A 26158-nucleotide genomic window follows, 5' to 3' on the forward strand; every position below is an offset into this window, starting at 1 on the left:
CTAATTAGGGGTTTACCAGCTGGCTTTTTTAACGCCAGGAAGTTGTCCCTTGTATGCAAGTTCGCGGAAACAAATACGGCAAAGTTTAAATTTGCGATATACTGAATGTGGACGACCACAACGTTCGCAGCGTGTATATTCTTGTACTTTGTACTTTGGCGTACGTTTCTGTTTAGCGATCATAGATTTCTTAGCCACGTTTTCGCCTCCCTATTATTTTACTTTTGGAACGGCATGCCACACTGTGCAAGCAACTCACGTGCTTCTTCATCAGTGTTAGCTGTCGTCACGATGACGATATCCATCCCACGTACTTTTGATACTTTATCGAAGTCAATTTCAGGGAAAATAAGTTGCTCTTTCACTCCAAGAGTGTAGTTACCGCGACCGTCAAACGCTTTTTTAGAAACGCCACGGAAGTCACGTACACGTGGTAATGAGATTGTAACTAATTTATCGAGGAACTCATACATGCGCTCACCGCGAAGCGTTACTTTTGCTCCGATCGGCATACCTTCACGTAAACGGAATCCTGCGATAGATTTTTTCGCTTTAGTAATGACTGGTTTTTGACCTGAAATAGTTGCAAGATCCTCAACAGCTGCATCAAGTGCTTTTGTATTTTGGACAGCATCACCAACACCCATGTTGATAACGATTTTATCTACTTTAGGAACCTGCATAACAGATGTATATTCAAACTTGCTCATTAGAGCAGGTGTGATTTCTTTAGAAAACTTCTCTTTCAAACGACTCATCAGTCGGACCTCCTTTCATGCAATGCTTACTTATCCAATGATTCACCGGATTTTTTTGCAATACGTACTTTTTTACCGTCTTCCACTTTGTAACCTACACGAGTCGGCTCGCCTGTTTTAGGATCGATTACCATCACGTTTGAGACGTGGATTGTAGACTCTTGGCTTACAATTCCGCCCTGTGGGTTTTCTTGGTTCGGCTTTGTGTGTTTTTTGACGATATTAATACCTTCAACTAGCACACGGTCTTTTTTCGGATAAGCAGTTAGGATCACACCTGTTTTACCTTTATCTTTACCAGAGATCACCATTACTTTGTCGCCTTTTTTAACGTGCATTTATCGCACCTCCTTGACTGGCTCTGTCATTAGAATTAAAGAACTTCTGGAGCAAGTGAAATGATTTTCATGAAGTTGTTGTCGCGTAGTTCGCGAGCAACTGGTCCGAAAATACGAGTTCCACGTGGCCCTTTATCATCACGGATAATAACGCAAGCATTCTCATCGAATGTAATGTATGAACCGTCTTTACGACGAACTCCACTTTTCGTGCGAACGATGACCGCTTTAACAACGTCACCCTTCTTAACAACGCCACCTGGTGTTGCTTTCTTAACTGTAACAACAACTACATCACCGATGTTAGCTACTTTACGACCTGATCCACCTAGTACTTTAATTGTTAGTACTTCACGTGCACCAGAGTTGTCAGCAACTTTCATTCTACTTTCCTGTTGAATCATCGAGGTTACCTCCTTCCAAAATCTGAGTTAAAAACCTATTAGATGATGATCGCTTTTTCAACGACTTCTAGAAGACGGAAACGCTTAGTTGCTGATAATGGACGAGTTTCCATAATACGAACAACATCGCCGATTTTAGCTTCGTTTAGCTCATCATGAACTTTAAGTTTCTTAGAGTACTTTACACGCTTACCGTATAAAGTGTGTTTTTTGTATGTCTCTACCATTACCGTAACAGTTTTATCCATTTTGTCGGATACTACACGGCCTGTGTATGTTTTGCGCTGATTACGTTCAGTCATGGCTGCAACCTCCTTCATCAGTTATTTGCACTGATTTCTCTTTGTCGTATTACAGTTTTCATGCGCGCAATCGATTTGCGTACTTCACGGATGCGTGCAGTGTTTTCTAATTGACCTGTCGCTAACTGGAAACGAAGGTTGAAAAGCTCTTCTTTAAGTGATTTCACTTTTTGCTCGATCTCTGCAGTTGTTAAGTCACGAATTTCATTAGCTTTCATTAGACTCACCACCAATTTCTTGTCGTTTTACAAACTTGCTTGTAACAGGAAGTTTGTGCGATGCGAGTCTAAGTGCCTCACGAGCAACCTCTTCTGAAACACCTGCAATTTCGAACATTACTCTACCAGGTTTCACAACTGCAACCCAGCCTTCTACAGCACCTTTACCGGAACCCATCCGGACTTCAAGAGGCTTTTTAGTATATGGTTTGTGTGGGAAAATATTGATCCACACTTTACCGCCACGTTTCATATAACGAGTCATAGCGATACGAGAAGATTCAATCTGACGGTTAGTGATCCAACCTGATTCTAGAGCTTGAAGACCAAACTCACCAAACTGGACAGTAGCGCCACCTTTAGTTTCACCACGCATTTTACCACGGAATACACGACGATGTTTAACACGTTTAGGCATTAACATATTATTTGCCTCCTTCCCCAGAGTTCTTCTTAACTTTTACTGGAAGGACTTCACCACGATAAATCCATACCTTTACGCCAAGCTTACCATAAGTAGTATCAGCTTCAGCATGTGCATAATCTATGTCTGCACGTAATGTATGAAGAGGGACAGTTCCTTCACTATAGTGTTCTGCACGAGCGATGTCAGCACCGCCGAGACGACCAGACACTTGTGTTTTAATTCCTTTTGCACCAGAGCGAATTGTACGTTGGATCGCTTGTTTCTGAGCACGACGGAATGATACACGACTTTCTAATTGACGAGCAATTGATTCAGCTACTAGTTTAGCATCTAAATCAGCACGTTTGATTTCTACGATGTTGATGTGTGCACGCTTGCCTGTGATTTCGTTAAGTTGCTTACGAAGAGTTTCTACTTCGGAACCACCTTTACCGATAACCATACCTGGCTTTGCAGTGTGGATTGTAATGTTAACACGCTTAGCAGCACGCTCAATTTCAACTTTTGAAACTGATGCTTCGATAAGACGCTTTTCGATGTATTCACGGATCTTTAAGTCTTCATGTAGTAAGGACGCATAATCTTTTTCCGCGTACCATTTTGAGTCCCAGTCACGGATGACGCCTACACGTAGTCCATTAGGATGTACTTTTTGGCCCACTGATTACCCCTCCTTCTTTTCAGATACCACTAATGTGATATGGCTTGTACGTTTGTTGATCGCACTTGCACGACCTTGTGCACGTGGACGGAAACGTTTCATTGTTGGTCCTTCGTCTACGAATACTTCACTGACGATTAAGTTCTCAGTATCCATTTCGTAGTTATGTTCAGCGTTTGCAATTGCTGATTTCAATAGTTTTTCCACGACTGGAGATGCCGCTTTAGGCGTAAGTCGTAGAATAGCCATAGCTTCACCTATATTCTTGCCGCGAATAAGATCAACGACCAAACGAACTTTGCGAGAAGCAATACGGACTGTGCGTACAGATGCTTTAGCTTGTTGCATCAGAATAACCTCCTCTCAAATTAGCGTTTTGTTTTCTTATCGTCGGCACCATGGCCTCTGTATGTGCGCGTAGGTACGAATTCACCTAGTTTGTGACCTACCATATCTTCTGTTACATAAACAGGAACGTGTTTGCGTCCATCATATACTGCGATTGTCAATCCGATGAATGTCGGGAAGATTGTTGAACGGCGTGACCATGTTTTAATAACATGTTTCTTTTCTGAATCTTTTTGTGCGTCAACCTTTTTTAGTAAATGGTCATCTGCAAAAGGTCCTTTTTTCAAGCTGCGGCCCATTCTGGAACCTCCTTCCGAGTATGTACTACGGTCCATCTACTGAACCGCAGTGCAATAACATTATTTTTTACGACGGCGAACGATAAGTTTATCTGATTTATTGTTCTTCGTGCGTGTCTTGAATCCAAGAGTTGGTTTACCCCAAGGAGTAACAGGACTTGGACGACCGATTGGCGTACGTCCTTCACCACCACCGTGTGGGTGATCGTTAGGGTTCATTACAGATCCACGAACAGTTGGACGTTTGCCTAACCAACGTGAACGACCTGCTTTACCAATGTTGATTAGTTCGTGTTGTTCGTTACCAACTTGACCGATTGTAGCACGGCAAGTAGAAAGGATCATACGAACTTCTCCTGATTGTAGACGGATGATGACATATTTGCCTTCACGTCCTAGTAGTTGAGCTGAAGTTCCTGCTGAACGAACTAATTGTCCGCCTTTGCCTGGCTTCATTTCGATGTTGTGAATCGTAGAACCCATAGGGATATTCTCTAATGGTAGAGCGTTTCCTACGCGGATATCCGCATCAGGTCCTGAAACGATTGTGGAACCTACTGTCAATCCTTTAGGAGCAAGGATGTATCTTTTTTCTCCATCTGCATAATTGATTAATGCGATGTTTGCAGAACGGTTTGGATCGTATTCGATCGTAGCAACGCGTCCTGGAATGCCATCTTTCCGACGTTGGAAATCGATGACACGGTATTGGCGCTTGTGTCCTCCACCTTGGTGACGAACTGTCATTCTACCTTGGTTGTTACGTCCGCCTTTACGCTTGATTGGTTCAAGCAATGATTTTTCTGGTTTGTTTACTGTGATTTCAGCAAAGTCAGAAGAAGTCATGTTACGACGTCCGTTGGAGGTAGCTTTGTACTTCTTAATCGCCATTTTGTGTTCCCTCCTTCATTTATTATGAGTTAATTACATTTCAAAAAGTTCGATATCTTTGGAATCAGTAGTTAATGTAACAATTGCCTTACGACGCTTGTTTGTATAACCAGCATGTTTCCCCATACGCTTGAACTTACCTTTGTAGTTCATAACGTTAACTTTTTCTACTTTAACACCGAAGATTTCTTCGATAGCTTGTTTCACGTGAGTTTTGCTCGCGCGTGTATCGACTTCGAATGTATATTTTCTTAAGTCTTCCATTTGTTCAGAAGAACGCTCGGTAATGACCGGACGTTTCAGAATATCACGTGCTTCCATTAACCAAGCACCTCCTCGACTTTTTCTATTGCTGCTTTTGTCATAACAAGCTGATCATGTCCGACTAAGTCTAAAACATTGATGCCGCTTGCTGTAACAACACTGATCCCTTGAAGGTTTTGAGCAGACAATGCTACTGTTTCTTCTTGGTCAGCTGTAACGAATAATGCCTTCTTCGTGATTGAAAGGTCTTCAAGCACTTTTACAAAGCTTTTCGTTTTTGGTGCATCAAATGCTAAGTTGTCTAGAACGATTAGTTCTTGAGCTGCTACTTTCGTTGAAAGAGCGGATAGAAGAGCTAAACGACGTACTTTCTTAGGCATTTTATAGCTGTAACTACGTGGTGATGGACCGAATACGATACCGCCTCCGCGCCATTGTGGTGATCTGATTGAACCTTGACGAGCACGACCTGTACCCTTTTGACGCCATGGTTTACGACCGCCGCCTGCTACTTCCGCGCGAGTTTTAACCTTGTGGTTACCCTGGCGTAAAGAAGCTTGTTGTTGAACAATTGCTTCAAATAATACTGCTTGGTTTGGCTCGATTCCGAAGATCGCATCGTTTAATTCGATGTCACCAACAGCAGAGCCTGTTTGACTTACTACAGATACTTTAGGCATTCCTGTTTCCTCCTTTCTGTTTTACTCAGTTCCCTTTGATTGCGCTTCTCACTTGTACAAGTGATTTACGTGCTCCAGGAACGTTACCTTTTACTAATATCAAGTTGCGCTCTAGATCAACTCGTACAATTTCAACGTTTTGGATCGTGATGGTTTTGCCACCCATACGTCCAGGTAGTTTTTTGCCTTTGAATACGCGTTGTGCATCAACTGCTCCAAGTGAACCTGGTGCGCGATGGAAACGTGATCCGTGAGACATTGGTCCGCGTGAGTATCCGTGACGCTTGATAACCCCTTGGAAACCTTTACCTTTTGATTTTGCTGTAATGTCTACTACTTCGCCTTCTGCGAATGTATCGACTTTGACTTCCTGACCAACTTCGTATGCACTAACGTCAGCTCCGCGAACTTCGCGAATGAAGCGCTTAGGTGCAGTGTTAGCTTTTGCAACGTGGCCTTGTTCTGGCTTGTTTGAAAGCTTTTCACGTTTATCATCAAATCCTAGTTGGATTGACTCGTAGCCGTCTGTCTCGATTGTCTTCTTTTGAAGTACAACGTTTGGAGTAGCTTCAATCACTGTTACTGGGATTAGATCGCCGTTTTCAGCAAATACTTGCGTCATTCCGACTTTTCTTCCTAAGATTCCTTTGGTCATTAGTCACACCTCCTGTAATATTGTTTAATTTATGTTTTATAGTTTAATTTCGATGTCGACGCCTGATGGTAAATCAAGCTTCATTAGTGCATCCACCGTTTGTGGTGTTGGATTCACAATATCGATTAAACGTTTGTGCGTACGCATTTCAAATTGCTCACGTGAATCTTTGTATACGTGAACAGCACGCAATACCGTGTAAACTGATCTTTCAGTTGGCAACGGAATTGGACCTGAAACACTAGCTCCAGAACGTTTAGCCGTTTCAACAATCTTTTCAGCTGACTGATCGATCATTCTGTGATCGTAAGCTTTCAATCTAATACGAATCTTTTGTTTTGCCATTATTTTCCCTCCCTTTTCGCCTATTCTCTAGACAATTCTCCACGAAAATTTTCCTTACACGCGCCATGGCAAAGCGGCCGGGTGTATCGGTAACCTCTCGCTTCATCGCAGTCAAAGACCAACATTCAACATTATACATAATATAAAAGGATTGTGCAACCCTTTTGAAGAAATTAGTTTAACTTTTAATCCGTTTACTATACTAACAGCTTTCTATACGATTTGCACGTGATTTGAAGGCCACTTTAAGATTTTATTTCACTCTTATTTGCGAAGTTCTTAAAAACACTTTCCAATACACAATACAAATATTAAAAAAAAAAAAAAAAAATCCCGCCTCAAGGGCGGGATCAAAACAAATTATTTTGTGATTGTTGCTACAACGCCAGCTCCAACTGTACGTCCACCTTCACGGATTGAGAATTTAGTACCTTCTTCAATCGCGATAGGAGAAATAAGTTCAACTGTCATTTCAACGTTATCTCCAGGCATAACCATTTCTACGCCTTCAGGAAGTTGAATGATACCAGTTACGTCAGTTGTACGGAAGTAGAACTGAGGACGGTAGTTAGAGAAGAATGGAGTGTGACGTCCACCCTCTTCTTTTGATAGAACATAAACTTCAGATTTGAACTGAGTGTGTGGAGTGATTGTTCCTGGCTTAGCAAGAACTTGTCCACGTTCGATATCTTCACGAGCTACACCACGAAGAAGAGCACCGATGTTGTCGCCAGCTTCTGCATAGTCAAGAAGTTTACGGAACATCTCTACACCAGTTACAGTAGTAGCTTTTGGTTCTTCAGTAAGACCGATGATGTCAACAACATCTCCGACTTTAACTACTCCACGCTCAACGCGTCCAGTTGCTACTGTACCACGACCTGTGATTGAGAATACGTCCTCAACAGGCATCATGAATGGCTTGTCAGTATCACGAGTTGGTGTTGGGATATAGTCATCTACTGCTTGCATTAGTTCAAGGATTTTTTCTTCCCACTCTGGCTCTCCTTCAAGAGCTTTAAGAGCAGATCCTTTGATTACTGGAATATCGTCGCCAGGGAAATCGTAATCTGAAAGAAGTTCACGGATTTCCATTTCAACTAATTCAAGAAGTTCTTCGTCGTCTACCATGTCACATTTGTTCATGAAGACAACTAGGTAAGGAACACCTACTTGACGTGAAAGAAGGATGTGCTCACGTGTTTGTGGCATTGGGCCATCAGCAGCAGATACTACTAGGATTCCGCCATCCATTTGTGCAGCACCAGTGATCATGTTTTTAACATAGTCAGCGTGACCTGGGCAGTCAACGTGTGCATAGTGACGCTTGTCAGTTTCGTACTCAACGTGTGAAGTACTGATCGTGATTCCACGCTCTTTTTCTTCAGGTGCGTTATCAACGTCAGCGTATGACTTTGCTTCTCCACCTTGTGCTTTAGAAAGAACTGTTGCGATTGCAGCAGTCAAAGTTGTTTTACCATGGTCAACGTGACCAATTGTTCCTACGTTTGCGTGCTCCTTGGAGCGGTCGAATTTTTCTTTACCCATTTTAGAGGTCCTCCCTTAATTTAAAAAAGTTAGTTTTTTTATAATTTGGAAGCCGAAAGCGTCCTCTCGACTATCCATATCTTACAAGTATTGTTTATAGGAAACAAGGATGAACTTTATTATTCACCTTTGTTTTTCTTAATTACTTCTTCTGCAATAGACTTCGGAAGCTCTTCGTAGTGATCGAACACCATCGAGAATACTCCGCGTCCTTGCGTGTTTGAACGTAGTGATGTTGCATATCCGAACATTTCAGCAAGTGGAACCATTGCACGAACTACTTGTGCGTTACCACGAGCTTCCATACCTTCTACACGGCCACGGCGTGATGTAATATCACCCATGATATCGCCCATGTATTCTTCCGGAATGATAACTTCTACTCTCATTGTTGGTTCAAGGATTACAGGTTTACATTTTGATGCAGCATTTTTCAAAGCCATTGACGCAGCGATCTTAAATGCCATCTCGTTGGAGTCAACGTCATGGTAAGATCCGTCAAACAGGCGTGCTTTGACATCGATTAAAGGATATCCAGCTAAAATACCGTTATCTAATGAATCACGAACTCCCGCTTCAACTGCTGGGATGTATTCACGAGGAACAGAACCACCAACAACGTTGTTTACGAATTCGAAGCCTTTACCTTCTTCGTTCGGACCAAATTCGATCCACACGTGACCAAATTGTCCACGTCCACCTGATTGGCGTACGAATTTACCTTCGACTTCAGCTGACTCACGGAATGTTTCGCGGTAAGAAACTTGTGGTGCACCCACGTTTGCTTCCACTTTAAATTCACGGCGTAGACGGTCGACGATAATATCCAAGTGAAGTTCACCCATACCTGCAATGATTACTTCTCCTGTTTCTTGATCTGTATGCGCACGGAATGTTGGATCTTCTTCTTGTAACTTACCAAGAGCTTGGCCCATTTTATCCTGGTCCGCTTTTGTTTTAGGTTCGATTGCTACAGAGATAACCGGCTCAGGGAATACCATTGATTCAAGAATGATCAATTGCTTCTCATCACATAGTGTATCTCCAGTAGTTGTATCTTTCAAACCAACAGCAGCAGCGATTTCACCCGCGTGTACTTCAGAAATCTCTTCACGGCTATTTGCGTGCATTTGTAGAATACGTCCTACGCGCTCACGCTTGCCTTTTGTAGAGTTTGTTACATAAGAACCTGCTTGAAGGACACCTGAATAAATACGGAAGAATGTAAGTTTCCCTACATAAGGGTCAGTCATAACTTTAAATGCCAACGCCGAGAATGGTGCTTCATCAGTTGATTCACGCACTTCATCTTCTTCTGTTTCAGGGTTGAAGCCCATCATTGGTGGTACATCAAGTGGTGATGGTAAGTAGTCTACTACCGCATCCAGTACTAGTTGTACACCTTTGTTTTTGAAAGCAGTACCACAAACAACAGGGTAGAACTCAACTGCCAACGTAGCTTTACGAATAGCCGTTGTAATTTCTTCTGTTGTAAGTTCTTCACCGCTGAGATACTTTTCCATAAGATCTTCGTCGAAATCTACAATAGCTTCGATTAGGCTCTCACGGTATTTTTTAGCTAGTTCAAGATGTTCAGCAGGAATTTCTTCAACTGTAACATCTGTTCCTAGATCATTTGGATACATAGTTGCCTTCATTTCGATTAAGTCGATAATTCCTGAGAAGTTATCTTCCGCACCGATCGGCAATTGAATAGGGTGTGCATTCGCTTGTAGGCGGTCACGTAGTGTTCCGACTGAATAAAGGAAGTCAGCACCTGTCTTATCCATTTTGTTTACGAATACGAGACGTGGAACTTTATAGTTTGTCGCCTGGCGCCAAACTGTCTCTGTTTGTGGTTCAACACCTGATTGTGCATCAAGTACCGCTACAGCTCCATCTAATACGCGAAGTGAACGTTCAACTTCAACTGTGAAGTCTACGTGTCCAGGTGTATCGATGATGTTTACGCGGTGACCTTTCCATGCTGCAGTTGTAGCAGCTGAAGTAATCGTGATTCCACGTTCTTGTTCTTGCTCCATCCAGTCCATTTGTGATGCACCTTCGTGCGTTTCACCAATCTTGTGGATTTTACCTGTGTAAAAAAGGATCCGCTCTGTTGTCGTTGTCTTACCAGCGTCAATGTGAGCCATGATACCAATGTTACGAGTATTCTCTAGTGAGAACTCTCTAGCCATTTTGTAATCTCCTTCCGTTTCGGATTACTACTGTTGTTTATCCGACCTTACCAGCGATAGTGAGCGAATGCTCTGTTGGCTTCAGCCATTTTATGCATTTCTTCACGGCGTTTAACAGAAGCACCAGTGTTGTTTGATGCATCAAGAATTTCGTTCGCTAGGCGTTCTTCCATTGTCTTTTCTCCACGTGTACGTGAATAGTTTACAAGGTAACGAAGACCTAAAGTTGAACGACGCTCAGGGCGCACTTCAACCGGCACTTGATAGTTAGCTCCACCAACACGGCGAGCACGAACTTCAAGAACTGGCATTACATTGTTTAAAGCTGCTTCGAATACTTCGATTGGCTCTTGTCCAGAACGTTCTTTAACAATTTCGAACGCTCCATAAAGAATCTTTTGAGAAGTACCTTTTTTACCGTCTACCATCATTTTGTTGATAAGGCGGCTTACAAGCTTGGAATTATAAATCGGATCAGGTAGTACATCACGTTTTGTTACAGGACCTTTACGAGGCATAATTAGTTCCTCCTTTCAATATCGTTAGTTTTGTATTACTTCTTAACTTTAGGCTTTTTAGCTCCATACATTGAACGGCTTTGCATACGGCCAGTAACTCCAGCTGTATCAAGTGCCCCACGTACGATATGGTAACGAACACCCGGTAAGTCTTTTACGCGTCCTCCGCGGATTAGTACCACACTGTGTTCTTGCAAGTTGTGGCCTTCACCTGGAATATATGCGTTTACTTCCAATGTATTAGTTAAACGAACACGAGCATACTTACGAAGTGCCGAGTTCGGTTTCTTAGGAGTCATAGTACCAACACGTGTACAAACACCTCTTTTTTGTGGTGAGTTCACGTTTGTCATTGACTTTTTAAAGCTGTTATAGCTTTTTCCTAGAGCCGGTGACTTAGAATTCTCCGTCTTCGACTTACGAGGTTTACGGACTAATTGATTAATTGTAGGCATTAGGTTGTTCCTCCTTCCAAGCTTTTTATAATACCACACACCCAGGTGGTTCATTTTTAAGTAAAAACAAAGTTTTTGTGCGTGCACACACAAAAACGGGTGACAGTAACACCAGAGATCTCTGCTTACTGTTATTTTATAATGATGAATTGCTTTACGCCTTGCACTAATTCGAAAGAATATATATTCCTTCCAACAAGTTAACGATCAACAACTATCAACCTTTTGTATATTATCATCTCTAGAACATCTTGTCAACAAATTTAAGAAAATAAACGGGAACGATGTCCCGTTTATTTTTATTCAGCTGTAATTGTTTCTTCTGCTTCATCATGTTGCATTTTGATCTGGCGGTATCTCTGCATTCCAGTACCTGCAGGGACCAATTTCCCGATAATAACGTTTTCCTTCAGACCTAGCAACTCATCTGTTTTACCTTTAATGGCTGCATCAGTAAGAACTCTTGTTGTCTCCTGGAACGAAGCGGCCGACAAGAAGGACTCTGTCTCAAGTGAAGCTTTTGTAATACCAAGAATTACCGGACGTGAAGTAGCTGGAACTTTTCCTGCTAACAACACTTTTGCATTAGCTTCAGAGAATTGGTGAATATCAAGTAACGAACCTGGAAGAAGATCAGTATCTCCCGCTTCAATTACACGCACTTTACGAAGCATTTGTCGAACCATCACTTCAACGTGCTTATCTCCAATTTCTACACCTTGCATACGGTAAACTTTTTGAACTTCTTTCAACAGATACTCTTGTACTGTCGAAACGTCTTTTACTACGATTAATTGTTTAGGATCAATAGAACCTTCAGTAATAGTTTGTCCACGCTCAACTACATCTCCTACTTCTACGCTCAAACGCGCGTTGTACAATGTAGGATATTTACGTGTTTCAACTTCACCTTCAATAGTGATCTCTTTCAAACCTTCACGGACTTCATCAATTTCAATAACAGTACCTGCTATTTCAGAAATAACCGCGACACCTTTTGGATTACGAGATTCGAAAATCTCCTGGATACGTGGAAGACCTTGTGTAATATCGTCTCCAGCTACTCCACCTGTATGGAATGTACGCATCGTTAACTGTGTTCCTGGTTCTCCGATAGATTGAGCCGCAATGATTCCCACTGCTTCCCCTACTTCTACCGTTTCTCCAGTAGCTAAGTTGATACCATAACATTTTTTACACACACCATGTTTTGTATTACACGTAAACGCCGAACGAATCGTTACTTCTTCGATTCCCGCTTGAATTACTGTATTTGCTATATCTGCAGTAATCAATCCGTTTTTCGCAAGAATAACTTCACCCGTTTCCGGATGTTTGATGGTCTTCTTCGTGTGACGACCTTCAATACGCTCGAACAATGTTTCAATCATTTCATTTCCTTCAGTTAACGCAGTGATTGCCAGACCACGGTCTGTTCCGCAATCTTCTTCACGAACGATAACATCTTGCGCTACGTCTACGAGACGACGTGTCAGGTAACCTGAATCGGCAGTCTTCAGTGCTGTATCGGCAAGACCTTTACGCGCACCGTGTGTAGAGATAAAGTATTCAAGTACTGTCAGACCTTCACGGAATGAAGATTTGATCGGAAGTTCGATAATCCGTCCAGCCGGGTTGGCCATCAGTCCACGCATACCAGCAAGCTGTGTAAAGTTTGATGCGTTACCACGGGCTCCAGAGTCACTCATCATGAAGATTGGGTTTTCGATATCTAACGAATCCATCAGCTTATTCTGAATAACATCTTTCGCATGACTCCAATAAGAGATAACACGGTCATATCGTTCTTCTTCAGTAATTAAACCGCGTCGGAACTGTTGAGTAACTTTGTCTACTTTTTCTTGTGCCTCATGAAGGATTTCAGCTTTATTCGGCAAAACTACGATATCAGAAATACCGATTGTGATTCCTGCACGAGTAGAATATTTAAATCCTAGGTTCTTCATTCTATCCAACATTCTAGATGTTTCTGTAATGTGGAAGCGACGGAAGATCTCCGCGATGATTTCCCCAAGAATCGCTTTTTTGAATGGCGTGATCAATTCTGCTTGTTGCAAGTGTTCCTTAACATTCACTGTGCCGTCGATAAAGTACTTGTCAGGTGTTTCAACTTGTAAGTTCTGATTCGTCGGTTCGTTAATGTACGGGAACGTTTCAGGTAAGATCTCGTTAAAAATAATTTTACCTACTGTTGTTAACAACAGCTGACTGTTTTGCTTATCCGTAAACGTCGGATTCTTAATACTTCCAGCTTGAACTGCAATACGAGAATGCAAGTGAACGTGTCCTGTTTGGTACGCGATTAACGCTTCATTCGGGTCACTAAACACAGAGCCTTCTCCAGTTGCGTTTTTACGCTCGACTGTTAAGTAGTAGTTTCCAAGAACCATATCCTGTGAAGGAGTTACAACTGGTTTTCCGTCTTTCGGGTTCAAAATGTTTTGGGCAGCTAACATCAGTAAGCGCGCTTCAGCTTGTGCTTCAGCAGATAAAGGTACGTGAACGGCCATTTGGTCACCATCGAAGTCAGCGTTATACGCCGTACAAACGAGTGGATGCAATGTAATAGCGCGTCCTTCGACCAACATCGGTTCGAATGCCTGGATTCCTAGACGGTGAAGTGTTGGTGCTCGGTTAAGAAGTACCGGATGTTCTTTAATGACGTCTTCCAATACATCCCATACTTCGGAATGAAGACGTTCAATCTTCCGTTTCGCACTCTTAATATTATGTGCCAAGTTACGTTCCACTAATTCTTTCATAACGAACGGCTTAAATAGCTCGATCGCCATTTCCTTAGGTAGACCACATTGGTACATTTTCAAGCTAGGACCTACTACGATAACTGAACGACCAGAGTAGTCTACACGTTTACCAAGTAAGTTCTGACGGAAACGTCCTTGCTTCCCTTTCAGCATATGAGAAAGAGATTTCAACGGGCGGTTACCTGGACCTGTTACAGGTCTTCCGCGACGGCCGTTGTCTACAAGTGCATCTACCGCTTCTTGAAGCATACGTTTTTCGTTCTGAACGATAATACCAGGTGCCCCTAGATCCAATAGTCGCTTTAGACGATTGTTCCGGTTAATAACCCTACGATACAAATCATTCAAGTCAGAAGTTGCAAAACGTCCGCCGTCAAGCTGTACCATAGGACGCAATTCAGGAGGGATAACAGGAAGCACTTCCAATACCATCCACTCCGGACGATTTCCAGAGTTACGGAATGACTCCACAACTTCTAGGCGTCGGATTGCGCGTGTACGACGTTGACCTTGTACTGTTTTTAATTCTTCCTTCAATGAATCCGTTTCTTTATCCAGGTCTATCGCACGGAGTAGTTGCTCGATTGCTTCCGCTCCCATTGCTGCCTGGAATTTAGAACCATACTTTTCACGGTATAGACGGTATTCTTTCTCCGAAAGCAATTGCTTACGCTCAAGCGGTGTATCAGCTGGTTCGACTACTACGTAAGACGCGAAGTAGATAATCTCTTCCAACGCACGAGGTGTCATGTCTAGGATCAAGCCCATACGGCTAGGAATTCCTTTGAAATACCAAATATGTGTGACAGGTGCTGCAAGCTCAATGTGACCCATACGTTCACGACGGACTTTTTGACGCGTTACTTCTACGCCACAACGATCACAAACGACGCCCTTATAGCGAACCCGCTTGTATTTTCCACAGTGACATTCCCAGTCTTTCGTTGGTCCGAAGATTCTTTCACAGAATAATCCGTCCTTCTCTGGCTTTAATGTACGGTAGTTGATAGTTTCAGGTTTTTTTACTTCTCCATATGACCAAGAACGAATCTTGTCCGGTGAAGCAAGGCCGATTTTCATATACTCAAAATTATTAACATCGATCAAGGAGCCAACCTCCCTTTAGTCTAATCGCCATAATGGCTTATCAGGCAATTTAACTTGTAGTAGTGCATTCACGTAAGTTGTTCTTCTTAGTGAATAGAATAGAAGAGGGTGCTCGAAGCCCTCTTCTATTTGGTTGTGTTTGTTTTATTTATCTTTCAGATCGCTTTTCGCTTTTAACGACATCTAGCTGCAAGCGCCAGCCTCTCGGGTCGTTTCAGGATATCTTCGAAAGGAAAGTACCCCTTTCGCTGCTACCCTTCCAACGCCTGTCGAGGCTAAACGGCGCTTTCCGCTTTTAATGACATCCAGCTGCAAGCGCCAGCCTCTTGGGTCGTTTCAGGATATCTTCGAAAGGAAAGTACCCCTTTCGCTGCTACCCTTCCAACGCCTGTCGAGGCTAAACGGCGCTTTTCGCTTTTGTTTAGGCGATTGGCTGATCTTCTTTCATCAAGTTCAATGCATCAGTTGGTTGCAAGTCTTCTTCATCGTCAAGATCACGAAGCTCAATTTCCTCAAAGTCTTCCGTCAACATTTTTACGTCTAACCCTAAACTCTGAAGTTCTTTGATTAGTACTTTAAATGATTCTGGCACTCCTGGTTGAGGTACGCTATCACCTTTAACAATCGCTTCGTATGTTTTCACACGACCTACGACGTCATCGGATTTGACTGTTAAGATTTCTTGCAATGTATAAGCGGCACCATATGCTTCTAGTGCCCATACTTCCATTTCCCCGAAACGCTGCCCACCGAACTGGGCTTTACCGCCAAGTGGTTGCTGCGTAACAAGTGAGTACGGTCCAGTTGAGCGTGCGTGCAACTTGTCATCTACCATGTGGGCTAGTTTGATCAAGTACATAACACCAACTGATACGCGGTTATCAAACGGTTCACCTGAACGACCATCGTATAGCATGGTTTTCCCGTCACGGTTCATACCCGCTTCTTCCATTGTAGTCCAAACATCTTCCTCGTTTGCACCATCAAATACAGGAGAGGCTGTGTGAATACCTAGACTACGTGCGGCCATACCAAGATGCATCTCAAGAACCTGTCCAATATTCATACGTGATGGAACACCAAGTGGGTTCAACATGACATCGATTGGCGTACCATCTGGAAGAAACGGCATTTCCGACTCAGGTAAAATACGGGAAATAACACCCTTGTTACCATGACGTCCTGCCATCTTATCTCCAACAGAGATTTTACGCTTCTGTACAATATACACGCGAACTAACTGGTTAACTCCAGGAGATAGTTCATCGCCATCTTCGCGGTTAAAGACTTTAACATCTAATACGATTCCGCCTGCTCCGTGAGGTACACGTAATGAAGTATCACGTACTTCGCGTGCTTTCTCTCCAAAGATTGCGTGTAGAAGACGTTCTTCCGCAGTCAATTCCGTAACTCCCTTAGGTGTTACCTTACCGACTAGGATATCGCCATCACGAACTTCTGCACCAATACGGATAATTCCTCTGTCGTCCAAGTTGCGCAATGCATCTTCTCCGACGTTTGGAATATCACGCGTGATTTCTTCTGGTCCAAGCTTCGTATCACGTGCTTCTGATTCATATTCTTCAATATGAACAGATGTGAATACATCGTCTTTTACCAGACGCTCACTCATGATGATCGCATCCTCGTAGTTATAACCATCCCATGTCATGAATGCTGTTAGAACGTTACGTCCAAGCGCAAGTTCACCTTGTTCCATAGATGGGCCATCCGCAAGAATATCAAGCGGCTTTACACGGTCGCCGACTTTTACAATCGGACGTTGGTTATAGCAAGTCCCTTGGTTCGAACGAATGAATTTAGATAGACGACAAACTACAAGGTCACCCTTGACTTCTTTACCGCCCACTTCTTCAATACGACGAATACGAATTTCCTTTGCTTCTACGTGCTCGATGATACCGTGGTGTTTAGAAACAACCGCCGCACCTGAATCGCGTGCAGAAATATGCTCCATACCTGTACCAACAAACGGTGCTTCAGGATTTAATAAAGGAACCGCTTGACGTTGCATGTTCGCACCCATCAACGCACGGTTGGAGTCATCATTTTCTAAGAACGGAATACATGCAGTAGCTGCAGATACAACTTGCTTAGGTGAAACGTCCATGTAGTCCATTTGCTCGCGGCGGAATACAGTGTTATCCCCTTGGAAACGACCTACGACACCTTCATTAGTAAATGAACCGTCTTCTTCAAGTAGTGCATTTGCTTGCGCTACTACATAGTTATCTTCAATATCTGCTGTCAGATAATCGATTTGAGATGTAACGCGACCTGTTTCAGGATCTACTTTACGATAAGGGGTTTCAATAAAGCCGAATCGATTCACTTTCGCGAATGTAGATAATGAGTTGATCAGTCCAATGTTCGGACCCTCCGGCGTTTCAATTGGACACATACGACCATAGTGAGAGTAGTGAACGTCACGAACTTCCATCCCTGCGCGCTCACGTGTTAAACCACCAGGTCCCAGTGCAGAAAGACGACGCTTATGCGTCAATTCAGCCAATGGATTTGTTTGGTCCATGAACTGAGATAGCTGAGAGCTACCGAAAAACTCTTTAATAGATGCAATAACCGGACGGATATTGATCAGTTGTTGAGGTACGATAGATTGAGTGTCATTGATGGACATTCTTTCTTTAACCACACGCTCCATACGAGAAAGACCGATACGGAATTGGTTTTGAAGTAATTCACCAACAGAACGTAAACGACGGTTACCAAGATGGTCAATATCATCCGTATTTCCTACACCATGTAATAAGTTAAAGAAATAACTGATAGAAGCTACAATATCCGCTGGAGTAATATTTTTAATAGACTCGTCTACTTCAGCATTGGAAATGACATTGATCACTTGTTTTTCTTCACTTTTAGGCGCGTAGATCTTCAGTGTCTGGATAACCATTGGTTCTTCCAAAACAGATCCTACATGTTCAATCGACTCAGTATTTATACCTTGAGATAAGAATGGTAGTAATTTGTCCAATGTACGACGGTCGATTAGCTGATCTTTTTCCACTAATATTTCTCCAGTTTCCGGATCAACGAGTGTTTCAGCAGCTGTTTGGTTGAACAAACGATTTTGCAAGTGAAGCTTTTTATTCATTTTATAACGACCAACATTCGCTAAATCATAGCGTTTCGGATCGAAGAAGCGTGAATACAAAAGACTTCTTGCGCTATCAAGTGTTGGTGGTTCACCCGGGCGAAGTCGCTCATAGATTTCAAGCATTGCTTTTTCCGAGGTTTCAGTGTTATCTTTCTCTAATGAATTCCGTAAATATTCATTATCACCGATTAGGTCGATAATTTCTTGGTCAGTAGAGAATCCTAGTGCACGCAATAAAACAGTGATTGGCAATTTACGAGTGCGGTCGATACGGACATGCACTACGTCTTTTGCATCTGTTTCATATTCAAGCCATGCTCCACGGTTCGGAATAACGGTAGCGCCAAATCCACGCTTACCATTTTTATCCGTCTTATCATTATAGTAAACACTCGGTGAACGAACGAGCTGAGAAACGATAACACGCTCCGCTCCATTAATAATGAATGTTCCGTTTTCTGTCATGAGTGGGAAATCTCCCATGAAAACGTCCTGTTCCTTCACGTCGCCTGTTTCTTGGTTATGAAGACGTACTTTTACACGAAGTGGTGCCGCATATGTCACATCGCGTTCTTTTGATTCGTCTACTGGATATTTTGGTTCACCCAGTTTGTAATCAATAAATTCCAAGGACAAGTTACCTGTGAAATCCTGGATAGGAGAAATATCCCGGAACATTTCACGTAACCCTTCTTCCAAGAACCACTCATAAGACGCCGTTTGAATTTCAATCAAATTCGGCAGATCGAGTACTTCTTTGATTCGCGCGAAACTTCTACGCTGACGATGTTGACCATACTGAACTAAATGACCTGTCAACTCATTCACCCCTCATTAAGACAATATTAGTTTTTGCAAAATCAGAAATTCCGCTGTGACTTCGAAAAAACAAAAAGAAAACGAGTTCCGACGAGAGCTCATTTTCGATTTCACAATCTTTATCCAAACATCAATATACCTTTTCCTCTACTACATCACACAAAAGGGCATACAGCTGCAATATAAATATTTATGCATTTAATAATGCTACTACAAGATATTCATCCTGTCAATCTTTTTTGATACTAAAATAAAATAGCCCTTTTTCTTGGCAACCGTTTCTACATTACCAAACAAGTTCTTCAAGTAATCCATCGTAGACGGAGCCCCTTGTTTCTTTTGAATGACAACCCATAACTCTCCGCCTGTAGCTAATTTCTCATAAGCTCCATCATAGAAAGAAAAGACTGTTTGTTTCCCTGCCCTAATAGGTGGATTGGTTATAATTGCAGCGAAGTCATTTGATACAACTTGATCAACGCCGCTACTTTCGTAAACTTTTATATTTGAAATTTGATTCTGTTGAGCGTTCGTTTTCGAAAGAGCTAATGCCCGTTCATTCACATCCACCATATGGATCAGTCTCTCAGGAAAATCCGACGCGATAGACAACGCAATCGGTCCATAGCCGCAACCTATTTCCAACAAGTCTCCCCCAATGGATGGTTCTTTAAACGTTTCAGCCAGCAATTTTGACCCTTCATCTATACTCCCTTTGCTGAATACACCGGCATCCGTTGTAAATGAAAAGACTTTGTTACGAATCTCGGCTTTCCACAGCTTGGGCGCACTTGAAACTTGGGGATTTTTCGAGTAATAATGGTCTCCCATACATACACCTCCTGCGTAGAGTTATACTATCTGTATATGAAGAAAAAAGCCCGTCAAATAGACGGGCTTTTCTCAGGGATGTAGAAATTACTTAACTTCTACAGATGCGCCAACTTCTTCAAGTTTAGCTTTCATTTCTTCTGCTTCTTCTTTAGTTGCTGCTTCTTTAACTGCTTTAGGAGCTTCGTCTACAAGAGCTTTAGCTTCTTTCAAGCCAAGACCAGTGATTTCACGAACAGCTTTGATAACTTTGATCTTCTGATCTCCAGCTGATGCAAGGATTACGTCGAATTCAGTTTGCTCTTCAGCTGCTTCTGCAACTGCTCCAGCTGCTGCAACTGGTGCTGCTGCTGTTACGCCGAATTCTTCTTCGATTGCTTTAACAAGGTCGTTTAGTTCAAGAACTGTCATTTCTTTGATTGCGTCTAAAATTTGTGCGTTAGTCATTTTAAGTTCCTCCTGGAAAGTTGTATTTAACCGGCTAGTTTGTTCCGGTCATAGTCAAAATGCGAAATTAAGCACCTTGCTCTTCTTTTTGTTCTGCAACTGCTTTTGTAGCAAGTGCAAAGTTTCGTACTGGCGCTTGAAGAACGCTGAGTAGCATAGACAATAGACCATCGCGAGAAGGTAGAGTAGCCAATGCTTTCACATCTTCAGCAGTTGCGACGTTTCCTTCGATCACACCTGCTTTAATTTCAAGCTTTTCATTCTTTTTAGCGAAATCATTCAAGATTTTAGCTGGCGCTACTACGTCTTCTGTAGAGAAAGCGATAGCGTTTGGACCTGTAAGGTTTTCGTTCAGACTTTCTAATCCTGCAACTACTGTCGCACGACGCACCATAGAGTTTTTATAAACTTTGAACTCGATGCCTGCTTCACGTAATTGTTTACGCAATTCTGTAACTTGCGCAACCGTAAGACCACGGTAATCGACAACTACTACAGATGCTGCTGCTTGTAATTTCTCAGCGACTTCTGATACGACTGCTTGTTTAGCTTCTAAAATTTTGCTCATGTTGACACCTCCTGGTAATTAGGGTCACTTATACCGATATAAAAAGCCCTCAATGTCTAAGACATGAGGGCAGAAAAGTCGTCATCTTTTAAAAAGAGCGTCTTGTCCTCGGCAGGAGCATTAAGTGGCAAGCCACACCTGCTGTCTTCGGTACAAATGGTTATCATCATAACAAGCGTAATCTTAGCAGATCACTTTGTGCTTGTCAATTATTTTTTAACAGTAACGCTTGACGGATCTACTTTAACAGCAGGACCCATAGTTGTCGTAACGTTTACTGATTTCATGAATGTTCCTTTTGATGAAGCTGGTTTAGCTTTTTGAATAGTTTCAAAGATCGTCAAGAAGTTTTCTTCCAACTTCTCGTTATCGAAAGATGCTTTTCCGATTGGCGCATGGATAATTCCAGCTTTGTCCGCACGGTATTCAACTTTACCCGCTTTGATTTCTTCAATAGCTTTCGTTACGTCAAATGTTACTGTACCAGTTTTCGGGTTTGGCATAAGACCTTTTGGTCCAAGTACGCGACCAATCTTACCAACTTCGCCCATCATGTCAGGTGTAGCAACGATTACGTCGAAATCGAACCAACCTTGTTGAATTTTAGCAATAAGTTCTGCATCGCCTACATAGTCTGCGCCTGCAGCTTCTGCTTCTTTAACTTTTTCACCTTTAGCGAATACTAATACGCGTTGAGTTTTACCAGTACCGTTTGGAAGTACAACTGCCCCACGGATTTGCTGATCGTTTTTACGAGTATCAATACCAAGACGGAAAGCCACTTCAACAGTTGCATCAAAATTAGTAGTACTTGTATTTTTAGCAAGTTCAATTGCTTCTTTCGCAGTGTATGTAGCAGTACGATCTACAAGCTTCGCTGCATCTACGAATTTTTTACCTCTTTTAGCCATCAGAATTTCCTCCTCATTTGTGGTTTTAACGGATTAAACCTCCCACTTAATGAAGGCTGCGAATCACAATCGACCGCAGCCTCCACCTTCAAACCGTTGCTTTATCGTGAAGAACTACTATCAGTCTTCGATTTTGAATCCCATACTGCGAGCAGTACCTTCGACCATTGCCATCGCCGCTTCAACTGACGCCGCGTTTAAGTCTGGCATCTTTTGTTCTGCGATTTCTCTAACTTTATCACGCTTAACTGTAGCAACTTTGTTTTTATTAGGCTCACCTGAACCCTTTTGAACGTTTGCTGCAACCTTCAGCAATACTGCTGCCGGCGGAGTTTTTGTGATGAATGTAAATGAACGGTCCTCGAATACTGAGATTTCTACTGGAATAATTAGACCAGCTTGATCTGCTGTACGAGCGTTAAATTCTTTACAGAATCCCATAATGTTAACACCTGCTTGACCTAATGCCGGCCCTACTGGTGGTGCTGGATTTGCTTTACCAGCTGGAATTTGCAATTTCACTACTTTAGTAACTTTTTTAGCCACGAGACACACCTCCTTAAGTCCGTGATGTGGTAATTGGGTTGCCCCTCCCACTCAAATATGTGCCTGCCGACGATGTCGGTAGAATTGGTTAATCCGTACAGACTAAGTCTGACCTTTGAAATGATACCACCATTACACAGATTTTGCAAGAGGGAAAACCATATTTTCCATCACTCCATTTTTTCTACTTGTTCGAATGAAAGTTCCATCTTCGTTTCACGACCGAACATGTCGACAGTTACGATGACTTTACCTTTATCCATTTCAATCTCTTCTACCTTACCTTCAAAGTGAGCAAACGGCCCTTCAAGTACCGTCACACTTTCACCCACACCAAAGTCAATATCTATGCGTTGTTCTTTCACACCCATTTGTTTTAGGATGAATTCTACTTCTTCCGGCAACAACGGAGTAGGCTTCGCTCCGCCACCTGAAGAGCCGATAAATCCAGTAACACCTGGTGTATTACGAACAACATACCAAGAATCATCCGTCATGATCAATTCAACCAAGACATATCCAGGGAACGTTTTACGCATAACTGTTTTCTTTTTACCATCTTTAATATCCGTCTCTTCTTCTTCCGGAATAACGACACGGAATATCTTATCCGACATGCCCATTGTCTCGACACGTTTTTCAAGATTGGCCTTTACTTTGTTCTCATATCCTGAGTACGTATGCACAACATACCAATTTTTATCCATTTCCATGACATTGAGGACTGCGCGTCCGTCCCTCCCTTAAATTAAAGCTGAAAAAACCCGTTCATTCATCAAAACGGGATATTTTCACGCTATTCATACTTTATTTATTACAGATTAGTATACCATTTCATAACTCCGGAGATACCTATATCCACCACGAAGAAATAAACAGCCATAAAAATGACTGTAGAAATAACGACTACAGTATACTTCGTTAATTCTTTACGTTTCGGCCAGCTGACTTTCCGCATTTCCGAAACGACTTTTTTCAAAAAATCGGTAATCTTGCCCATTCTTCTCCAACCCTTCCGAATGACATAGCGCTCTTACTCGAACTCTATGTAACTGGTCAAATGGTTTGCTTATGCAATGTATGCGCATTGCAATGACTGCAAAACTTTTTTATACTCATTCTTGCCTCTTGGCTGTTGTTGCCAGCGGGTAAGGAATAGTTTCGCGAACCACATATCTCACAGCTTAAAGTTATTTTTTTTGCCATTTTGCTTCACCTAATTCAAGACAATAGTCTTGATAAAGAGTACCATCTAACCCATCACATGTCAATTTACTTTCGATATATTTAACGCACCAGATCCATCGCCATTGAGTGTTCTAGTTTACGTTTGATGCGTTGTAAGGCATTATCTATCGACTTCACTTGTCGATTCAACACCTCGGAAATCTCACGATAGGACTGACCTTCTAAGTACAGTGTGAGCACCTCTTTTTCCAATCCACTCAGCACTTTATTCATTTCTTCTTCCATAAACGAGAAGTTCTCTTTGTGAATCATCAAGTCTTCAGGATCGTCTAACGTAGAGCCTGATATGATATCCAAAAGCGTTCGCTCCTGATCCTCATCATACATAGGCTTGTCCAGCGAAACGGACGTATTGAGCGGAATATGCTTTTGGCGTGTAGCAGTTTTGATCGCCGTAATAATTTGCCGCGTTATACACAGCTCAGCAAAGACTTTAAAAGAACTTAATCTATCGGGACGAAAATCACGAATCGCTTTATATAGACCAATCATTCCCTCTTGCACGATGTCTTCACGATCTCCACCAATAATGAAATATGTTCTAGCTTTCATACGGACTATTGGCTGAAACTTGGTTATCAAAAAATCCAATACATCTGAATTCCCTAGATGTATCAACTCCACCATTTCTTCATCAGAAAGCTTAGTAAATTCATTTTTACTTTTCATATTTTTCATGTTCCGCACCAACCTCTCCACCCCAGAGTACTAATTGGTTTTATAAGTCAGTATAGACGCGGTAATTTTTCACGTCAACCACTCATTTTCCGCCACGTCTCATTTTCTCGAACTCTGCCGCTACTTCATCCGTTAATGGAATCTTTGAGATAGGCCGTCGTTCTAATGAATCCTTTAATCTTAACGCAATCACGCGATCCACTTCTTTCATGGCGATTTCCAGCTCTCGTGCGGAGATGCGAAGCGCACCCTGAGCAAATACTACCCATTGCTCTACAAGATCGGAAGTGGCCACATGGATTTGTGTTAATCGATCGGTTAATTCGGACACCAGTTTTTCAATGCGTTCATCAGCTGTTTCGTTTTCTCTTGTAAAGACCACTTCGACTCGATATTGTTTTTTACGTTTCTCGATACCCGGTACTAGATGAGCATCAAATACTACGATAACGCGCCATCCTTTATTCGCCTGGAATTCCGCCATCCGCTCAATGAGTCGATCACGCGCTTGCGCAAAATCTTCTTGCTTCAATTGCTGTAGTTCGGGCCACGCACCGATGATGTTGTAACCATCAACGAGTAGCACGTCTTTCTTCATGACGTAGCCTGGGCGGATTGACGCTTTCGTAAAACTTCATACATCAACAACGCTGCCGCTACTGAAGCATTTAAAGACGTAACTTTACCTACCATAGGCAAACTATAGAGAAAATCGCATCTTTCGCGCAATATGCGGGACATTCCTTTTCCTTCGCTACCTATAATGACTGCTAAAGGTAATGTAGCATCCATATGGCGATAATCTGTAGAGTTGGATGCATCTGTTCCTGCAATCCATACCCCTTGTTTCTTTAGCCCGTCCACAGTTTGAGACAAGTTATTTACTCGAACAACAGGTATGTGCTCAATCGCACCTGTTGATGCCTTGGCCACCACACCAGTTAAACCAACCGCACGTCTTTTTGGAATAATGATACCATGAACTCCAGAGGCATCCGCTGTTCGTAAAATAGAACCTAAGTTATGCGGATCTTCTAATTCATCCAAGATGATGAAGAACGGATCCTCTTGTCGCTCTTTAGCAATAGCAAATAAATCTTCTAACTCCGCATAATCATAAGCGGCAACCGACGCAAGAATTCCTTGATGACTCAAATCCGTCATACCATCAAGTTTCTGCTTCGGTGCCGTTTGTACAACTACCCCTGCATCTTTAGCAAGCTTCATAATTTCACCGATACTTTTCTTGTTAACGCCTTCTGCCACCCAAATTTTATTCAGTTGTCTGCCGGAACGCAGTGCTTCCACTACAGGATTTCTTCCGCCAATCAGTTCAACTTCTAGCTCTGTCATACTTTTTCCTCCTCAGGATGCTCCACTAATCGAATCGCCGTCTCTATTAGTTCAGCCAGACGCTCTTGCCGACCGAGTAAATGGACATACCCGAGAACCGCTTCGAATGCCGAGCTATAATTATACGTAGTAACATCAGTGTTTTTAGGGACTGATCCCGCTTTGGCATTGCGACCGCGGCGCATTACTGCCAACTCTTCCTCTGTCAGAATTTGCTGATCTCTCATCGTCAGGATAATACGCGCTTGCGCTTTCGCAGAGACAAAGCGTGTAGCCTCCTTATGCAAAATCTGTGGTTTCACGCGCCCCATACGCAGTAAATGCTCTCTGACCGCCGTTTCGTATACCGCGTCACCCATATAAGCAAGCGCAAGTGCATTGAGTTGTTTGACGTCTATATCACGTAAATCCCCCAC

General features: G+C 42.5%; 33 protein-coding genes and 1 other annotated feature. All 33 genes read right to left on the bottom strand.

The genetic code is table 11. The features are described 5' to 3' along the window. Nucleotides 1-12: 12 nt before the first annotated feature. Nucleotides 13-198 (bottom strand): type Z 30S ribosomal protein S14, encoded by a 186-nt coding sequence (locus CSV69_RS06200; RefSeq protein ID WP_008298870.1) that lies wholly within the window; start codon nt 196-198, stop codon nt 13-15. 20 nt (nt 199-218) lie between these two features. Beyond that, on the bottom strand, nt 219-758 hold the full coding sequence (gene rplE, locus CSV69_RS06205) for a 50S ribosomal protein L5 (RefSeq protein ID WP_085132008.1): 540 nt from the start codon (nt 756-758) through the stop codon (nt 219-221). A gap of 26 nt (nt 759-784) precedes the next feature. Next, on the bottom strand, nt 785-1096 hold the full coding sequence (gene rplX, locus CSV69_RS06210; protein WP_085427457.1) for a 50S ribosomal protein L24: 312 nt from the start codon (nt 1094-1096) through the stop codon (nt 785-787). Nucleotides 1097-1131: 35 nt separating this feature from the next. Further along, nucleotides 1132-1500 (bottom strand): 50S ribosomal protein L14, encoded by a 369-nt coding sequence (gene rplN, locus CSV69_RS06215; RefSeq protein WP_081243203.1) that lies wholly within the window; start codon nt 1498-1500, stop codon nt 1132-1134. A 38-nt stretch (nt 1501-1538) separates the two neighbouring features. Continuing rightward, complete coding sequence (rpsQ, locus tag CSV69_RS06220; RefSeq protein ID WP_099692961.1) at nt 1539-1802, bottom strand: 30S ribosomal protein S17; 264 nt, start codon at nt 1800-1802, stop codon at nt 1539-1541. Nucleotides 1803-1819: 17 nt separating this feature from the next. After that, nucleotides 1820-2020 carry a 50S ribosomal protein L29 gene (rpmC, locus tag CSV69_RS06225; protein WP_025783856.1) on the bottom strand — a complete coding sequence of 67 codons (201 nt, stop codon included), beginning with the start codon at nt 2018-2020 and terminating at the stop codon, nt 1820-1822. Beyond that, nucleotides 2010-2444, bottom strand: a complete 435-nt coding sequence (gene rplP, locus CSV69_RS06230; protein WP_085427459.1) for a 50S ribosomal protein L16 — start codon at nt 2442-2444, stop codon at nt 2010-2012. The genes rpmC and rplP overlap by 11 nt, the downstream gene beginning before the upstream one ends. A gap of 1 nt (nt 2445) precedes the next feature. Next, on the bottom strand, nt 2446-3108 hold the full coding sequence (gene rpsC / locus CSV69_RS06235; protein WP_085427460.1) for a 30S ribosomal protein S3: 663 nt from the start codon (nt 3106-3108) through the stop codon (nt 2446-2448). 3 nt (nt 3109-3111) lie between these two features. Next, nucleotides 3112-3456, bottom strand: a complete 345-nt coding sequence (gene rplV, locus CSV69_RS06240; protein ID WP_037561627.1) for a 50S ribosomal protein L22 — start codon at nt 3454-3456, stop codon at nt 3112-3114. A gap of 20 nt (nt 3457-3476) precedes the next feature. Beyond that, complete coding sequence (gene rpsS / locus CSV69_RS06245; protein ID WP_099692962.1) at nt 3477-3755, bottom strand: 30S ribosomal protein S19; 279 nt, start codon at nt 3753-3755, stop codon at nt 3477-3479. A 60-nt stretch (nt 3756-3815) separates the two neighbouring features. Further along, a complete protein-coding gene (gene rplB, locus CSV69_RS06250; RefSeq protein WP_085427461.1) occupies nt 3816-4646 on the bottom strand; it encodes a 50S ribosomal protein L2 in 831 nt (276 codons plus the stop codon). Nucleotides 4647-4679: 33 nt separating this feature from the next. Beyond that, on the bottom strand, nt 4680-4967 hold the full coding sequence (gene rplW / locus CSV69_RS06255) for a 50S ribosomal protein L23 (RefSeq protein WP_085132013.1): 288 nt from the start codon (nt 4965-4967) through the stop codon (nt 4680-4682). Next, entirely contained in the window at nt 4967-5590 is a 624-nt protein-coding gene (gene rplD, locus CSV69_RS06260) for a 50S ribosomal protein L4 (protein WP_085427463.1), read from the bottom strand. The genes rplW and rplD overlap by 1 nt, the downstream gene beginning before the upstream one ends. A 25-nt stretch (nt 5591-5615) precedes the next feature. Further along, entirely contained in the window at nt 5616-6245 is a 630-nt protein-coding gene (gene rplC / locus CSV69_RS06265) for a 50S ribosomal protein L3 (protein ID WP_085427464.1), read from the bottom strand. 36 nt (nt 6246-6281) lie between these two features. Then, nucleotides 6282-6590, bottom strand: coding sequence for a 30S ribosomal protein S10 (rpsJ, locus tag CSV69_RS06270; protein ID WP_085427465.1), 309 nt, complete (start codon nt 6588-6590; stop codon nt 6282-6284). Nucleotides 6591-6950: 360 nt separating this feature from the next. Further along, nucleotides 6951-8138: an elongation factor Tu gene (gene tuf / locus CSV69_RS06275; protein WP_099692963.1), complete on the bottom strand. Its 1188-nt coding sequence runs from the start codon at nt 8136-8138 to the stop codon at nt 6951-6953. A gap of 119 nt (nt 8139-8257) precedes the next feature. Then, nucleotides 8258-10336 carry an elongation factor G gene (fusA, locus tag CSV69_RS06280; RefSeq protein ID WP_099624835.1) on the bottom strand — a complete coding sequence of 693 codons (2079 nt, stop codon included), beginning with the start codon at nt 10334-10336 and terminating at the stop codon, nt 8258-8260. A gap of 47 nt (nt 10337-10383) precedes the next feature. Then, a complete protein-coding gene (gene rpsG / locus CSV69_RS06285; protein ID WP_029053281.1) occupies nt 10384-10854 on the bottom strand; it encodes a 30S ribosomal protein S7 in 471 nt (156 codons plus the stop codon). A 35-nt stretch (nt 10855-10889) separates the two neighbouring features. Beyond that, a complete protein-coding gene (gene rpsL, locus CSV69_RS06290) occupies nt 10890-11309 on the bottom strand; it encodes a 30S ribosomal protein S12 (RefSeq protein WP_085132019.1) in 420 nt (139 codons plus the stop codon). 299 nt (nt 11310-11608) lie between these two features. Further along, nucleotides 11609-15202: a DNA-directed RNA polymerase subunit beta' gene (gene rpoC, locus CSV69_RS06295; protein ID WP_099692964.1), complete on the bottom strand. Its 3594-nt coding sequence runs from the start codon at nt 15200-15202 to the stop codon at nt 11609-11611. A 421-nt stretch (nt 15203-15623) separates the two neighbouring features. Beyond that, complete coding sequence (gene rpoB / locus CSV69_RS06300) at nt 15624-19169, bottom strand: DNA-directed RNA polymerase subunit beta (protein ID WP_198166246.1); 3546 nt, start codon at nt 19167-19169, stop codon at nt 15624-15626. Between the two features lie 201 nt (nt 19170-19370). Then, the gene (locus CSV69_RS06305) at nt 19371-19991 is read right to left on the bottom strand and encodes a class I SAM-dependent methyltransferase (RefSeq protein ID WP_099692965.1); all 621 of its coding nucleotides are present in this window, start codon (nt 19989-19991) and stop codon (nt 19371-19373) included. Nucleotides 19992-20078: 87 nt separating this feature from the next. Further along, nucleotides 20079-20438 carry a 50S ribosomal protein L7/L12 gene (rplL, locus tag CSV69_RS06310; RefSeq protein WP_085427471.1) on the bottom strand — a complete coding sequence of 120 codons (360 nt, stop codon included), beginning with the start codon at nt 20436-20438 and terminating at the stop codon, nt 20079-20081. 67 nt (nt 20439-20505) lie between these two features. Further along, nucleotides 20506-21006, bottom strand: a complete 501-nt coding sequence (gene rplJ, locus CSV69_RS06315) for a 50S ribosomal protein L10 (protein ID WP_085427472.1) — start codon at nt 21004-21006, stop codon at nt 20506-20508. 30 nt (nt 21007-21036) lie between these two features. Then, nucleotides 21037-21175: a sequence feature (ribosomal protein L10 leader region), on the bottom strand. A gap of 40 nt (nt 21176-21215) precedes the next feature. Further along, complete coding sequence (gene rplA, locus CSV69_RS06320) at nt 21216-21917, bottom strand: 50S ribosomal protein L1 (RefSeq protein ID WP_099692966.1); 702 nt, start codon at nt 21915-21917, stop codon at nt 21216-21218. A 120-nt stretch (nt 21918-22037) separates the two neighbouring features. Then, nucleotides 22038-22463, bottom strand: a complete 426-nt coding sequence (gene rplK / locus CSV69_RS06325; protein WP_029053289.1) for a 50S ribosomal protein L11 — start codon at nt 22461-22463, stop codon at nt 22038-22040. Between the two features lie 170 nt (nt 22464-22633). Then, entirely contained in the window at nt 22634-23170 is a 537-nt protein-coding gene (nusG, locus tag CSV69_RS06330; protein ID WP_085429027.1) for a transcription termination/antitermination protein NusG, read from the bottom strand. Nucleotides 23171-23277: 107 nt separating this feature from the next. Then, a complete protein-coding gene (gene secE, locus CSV69_RS06335; RefSeq protein WP_085427474.1) occupies nt 23278-23463 on the bottom strand; it encodes a preprotein translocase subunit SecE in 186 nt (61 codons plus the stop codon). Nucleotides 23464-23519: 56 nt separating this feature from the next. After that, the gene (rpmG, locus tag CSV69_RS06340; protein ID WP_085427475.1) at nt 23520-23669 is read right to left on the bottom strand and encodes a 50S ribosomal protein L33; all 150 of its coding nucleotides are present in this window, start codon (nt 23667-23669) and stop codon (nt 23520-23522) included. Between the two features lie 81 nt (nt 23670-23750). Next, nucleotides 23751-24389 carry an RNA polymerase sporulation sigma factor SigH gene (sigH, locus tag CSV69_RS06345; RefSeq protein WP_085427476.1) on the bottom strand — a complete coding sequence of 213 codons (639 nt, stop codon included), beginning with the start codon at nt 24387-24389 and terminating at the stop codon, nt 23751-23753. A gap of 82 nt (nt 24390-24471) precedes the next feature. Beyond that, nucleotides 24472-24987, bottom strand: a complete 516-nt coding sequence (locus tag CSV69_RS06350; protein WP_085427477.1) for an NYN domain-containing protein — start codon at nt 24985-24987, stop codon at nt 24472-24474. After that, on the bottom strand, nt 24984-25742 hold the full coding sequence (gene rlmB / locus CSV69_RS06355; RefSeq protein WP_099692967.1) for a 23S rRNA (guanosine(2251)-2'-O)-methyltransferase RlmB: 759 nt from the start codon (nt 25740-25742) through the stop codon (nt 24984-24986). The genes CSV69_RS06350 and rlmB overlap by 4 nt, the downstream gene beginning before the upstream one ends. Continuing rightward, on the bottom strand, nt 25739-26158 hold the full coding sequence (locus CSV69_RS06360; RefSeq protein ID WP_269466770.1) for a Mini-ribonuclease 3: 420 nt from the start codon (nt 26156-26158) through the stop codon (nt 25739-25741). The genes rlmB and CSV69_RS06360 overlap by 4 nt, the downstream gene beginning before the upstream one ends.

The organism is Sporosarcina sp. P26b (genome assembly GCF_002743245.1).
Classification (GTDB): Bacteria; Bacillota; Bacilli; order Bacillales_A; family Planococcaceae; genus Sporosarcina; species Sporosarcina ureae_C.

Excerpts from the sequence above, each read along its gene's own strand:
- rpsS (WP_099692962.1), bottom strand. The coding sequence starts at position 3,755 with ATGGGCCGCAGCTTGAAAAAAGGACCTTTTGCAGATGACCATTTACTA.
- rplB (WP_085427461.1), bottom strand. The coding sequence starts at position 4,646 with ATGGCGATTAAGAAGTACAAAGCTACCTCCAACGGACGTCGTAACATG.
- rplJ (WP_085427472.1), bottom strand. The coding sequence starts at position 21,006 with ATGAGCAAAATTTTAGAAGCTAAACAAGCAGTCGTATCAGAAGTCGCT.
- rplV (WP_037561627.1), bottom strand. The coding sequence starts at position 3,456 with ATGCAACAAGCTAAAGCATCTGTACGCACAGTCCGTATTGCTTCTCGC.
- rplN (WP_081243203.1), bottom strand. The coding sequence starts at position 1,500 with ATGATTCAACAGGAAAGTAGAATGAAAGTTGCTGACAACTCTGGTGCA.
- tuf (WP_099692963.1), bottom strand. The coding sequence starts at position 8,138 with ATGGGTAAAGAAAAATTCGACCGCTCCAAGGAGCACGCAAACGTAGGA.
- rpsJ (WP_085427465.1), bottom strand. The coding sequence starts at position 6,590 with ATGGCAAAACAAAAGATTCGTATTAGATTGAAAGCTTACGATCACAGA.
- rplD (WP_085427463.1), bottom strand. The coding sequence starts at position 5,590 with ATGCCTAAAGTATCTGTAGTAAGTCAAACAGGCTCTGCTGTTGGTGAC.
- rlmB (WP_099692967.1), bottom strand. The coding sequence starts at position 25,742 with ATGACAGAGCTAGAAGTTGAACTGATTGGCGGAAGAAATCCTGTAGTG.
- secE (WP_085427474.1), bottom strand. The coding sequence starts at position 23,463 with ATGGGCAAGATTACCGATTTTTTGAAAAAAGTCGTTTCGGAAATGCGG.
- nusG (WP_085429027.1), bottom strand. The coding sequence starts at position 23,170 with ATGGATAAAAATTGGTATGTTGTGCATACGTACTCAGGATATGAGAAC.
- CSV69_RS06350 (WP_085427477.1), bottom strand. The coding sequence starts at position 24,987 with ATGAAGAAAGACGTGCTACTCGTTGATGGTTACAACATCATCGGTGCG.
- rplC (WP_085427464.1), bottom strand. The coding sequence starts at position 6,245 with ATGACCAAAGGAATCTTAGGAAGAAAAGTCGGAATGACGCAAGTATTT.
- rplA (WP_099692966.1), bottom strand. The coding sequence starts at position 21,917 with ATGGCTAAAAGAGGTAAAAAATTCGTAGATGCAGCGAAGCTTGTAGAT.
- rplP (WP_085427459.1), bottom strand. The coding sequence starts at position 2,444 with ATGTTAATGCCTAAACGTGTTAAACATCGTCGTGTATTCCGTGGTAAA.
- fusA (WP_099624835.1), bottom strand. The coding sequence starts at position 10,336 with ATGGCTAGAGAGTTCTCACTAGAGAATACTCGTAACATTGGTATCATG.
- rpsQ (WP_099692961.1), bottom strand. The coding sequence starts at position 1,802 with ATGACTGAACGTAATCAGCGCAAAACATACACAGGCCGTGTAGTATCC.
- CSV69_RS06305 (WP_099692965.1), bottom strand. The coding sequence starts at position 19,991 with ATGGGAGACCATTATTACTCGAAAAATCCCCAAGTTTCAAGTGCGCCC.
- rpsG (WP_029053281.1), bottom strand. The coding sequence starts at position 10,854 with ATGCCTCGTAAAGGTCCTGTAACAAAACGTGATGTACTACCTGATCCG.
- rplX (WP_085427457.1), bottom strand. The coding sequence starts at position 1,096 with ATGCACGTTAAAAAAGGCGACAAAGTAATGGTGATCTCTGGTAAAGAT.
- rplW (WP_085132013.1), bottom strand. The coding sequence starts at position 4,967 with ATGGAAGCACGTGATATTCTGAAACGTCCGGTCATTACCGAGCGTTCT.
- rplL (WP_085427471.1), bottom strand. The coding sequence starts at position 20,438 with ATGACTAACGCACAAATTTTAGACGCAATCAAAGAAATGACAGTTCTT.
- rpmC (WP_025783856.1), bottom strand. The coding sequence starts at position 2,020 with ATGAAAGCTAATGAAATTCGTGACTTAACAACTGCAGAGATCGAGCAA.
- sigH (WP_085427476.1), bottom strand. The coding sequence starts at position 24,389 with ATGAAAAATATGAAAAGTAAAAATGAATTTACTAAGCTTTCTGATGAA.
- rplE (WP_085132008.1), bottom strand. The coding sequence starts at position 758 with ATGAGTCGTTTGAAAGAGAAGTTTTCTAAAGAAATCACACCTGCTCTA.
- rpsL (WP_085132019.1), bottom strand. The coding sequence starts at position 11,309 with ATGCCTACAATTAATCAATTAGTCCGTAAACCTCGTAAGTCGAAGACG.
- rpmG (WP_085427475.1), bottom strand. The coding sequence starts at position 23,669 with ATGGCAAAAAAAATAACTTTAAGCTGTGAGATATGTGGTTCGCGAAAC.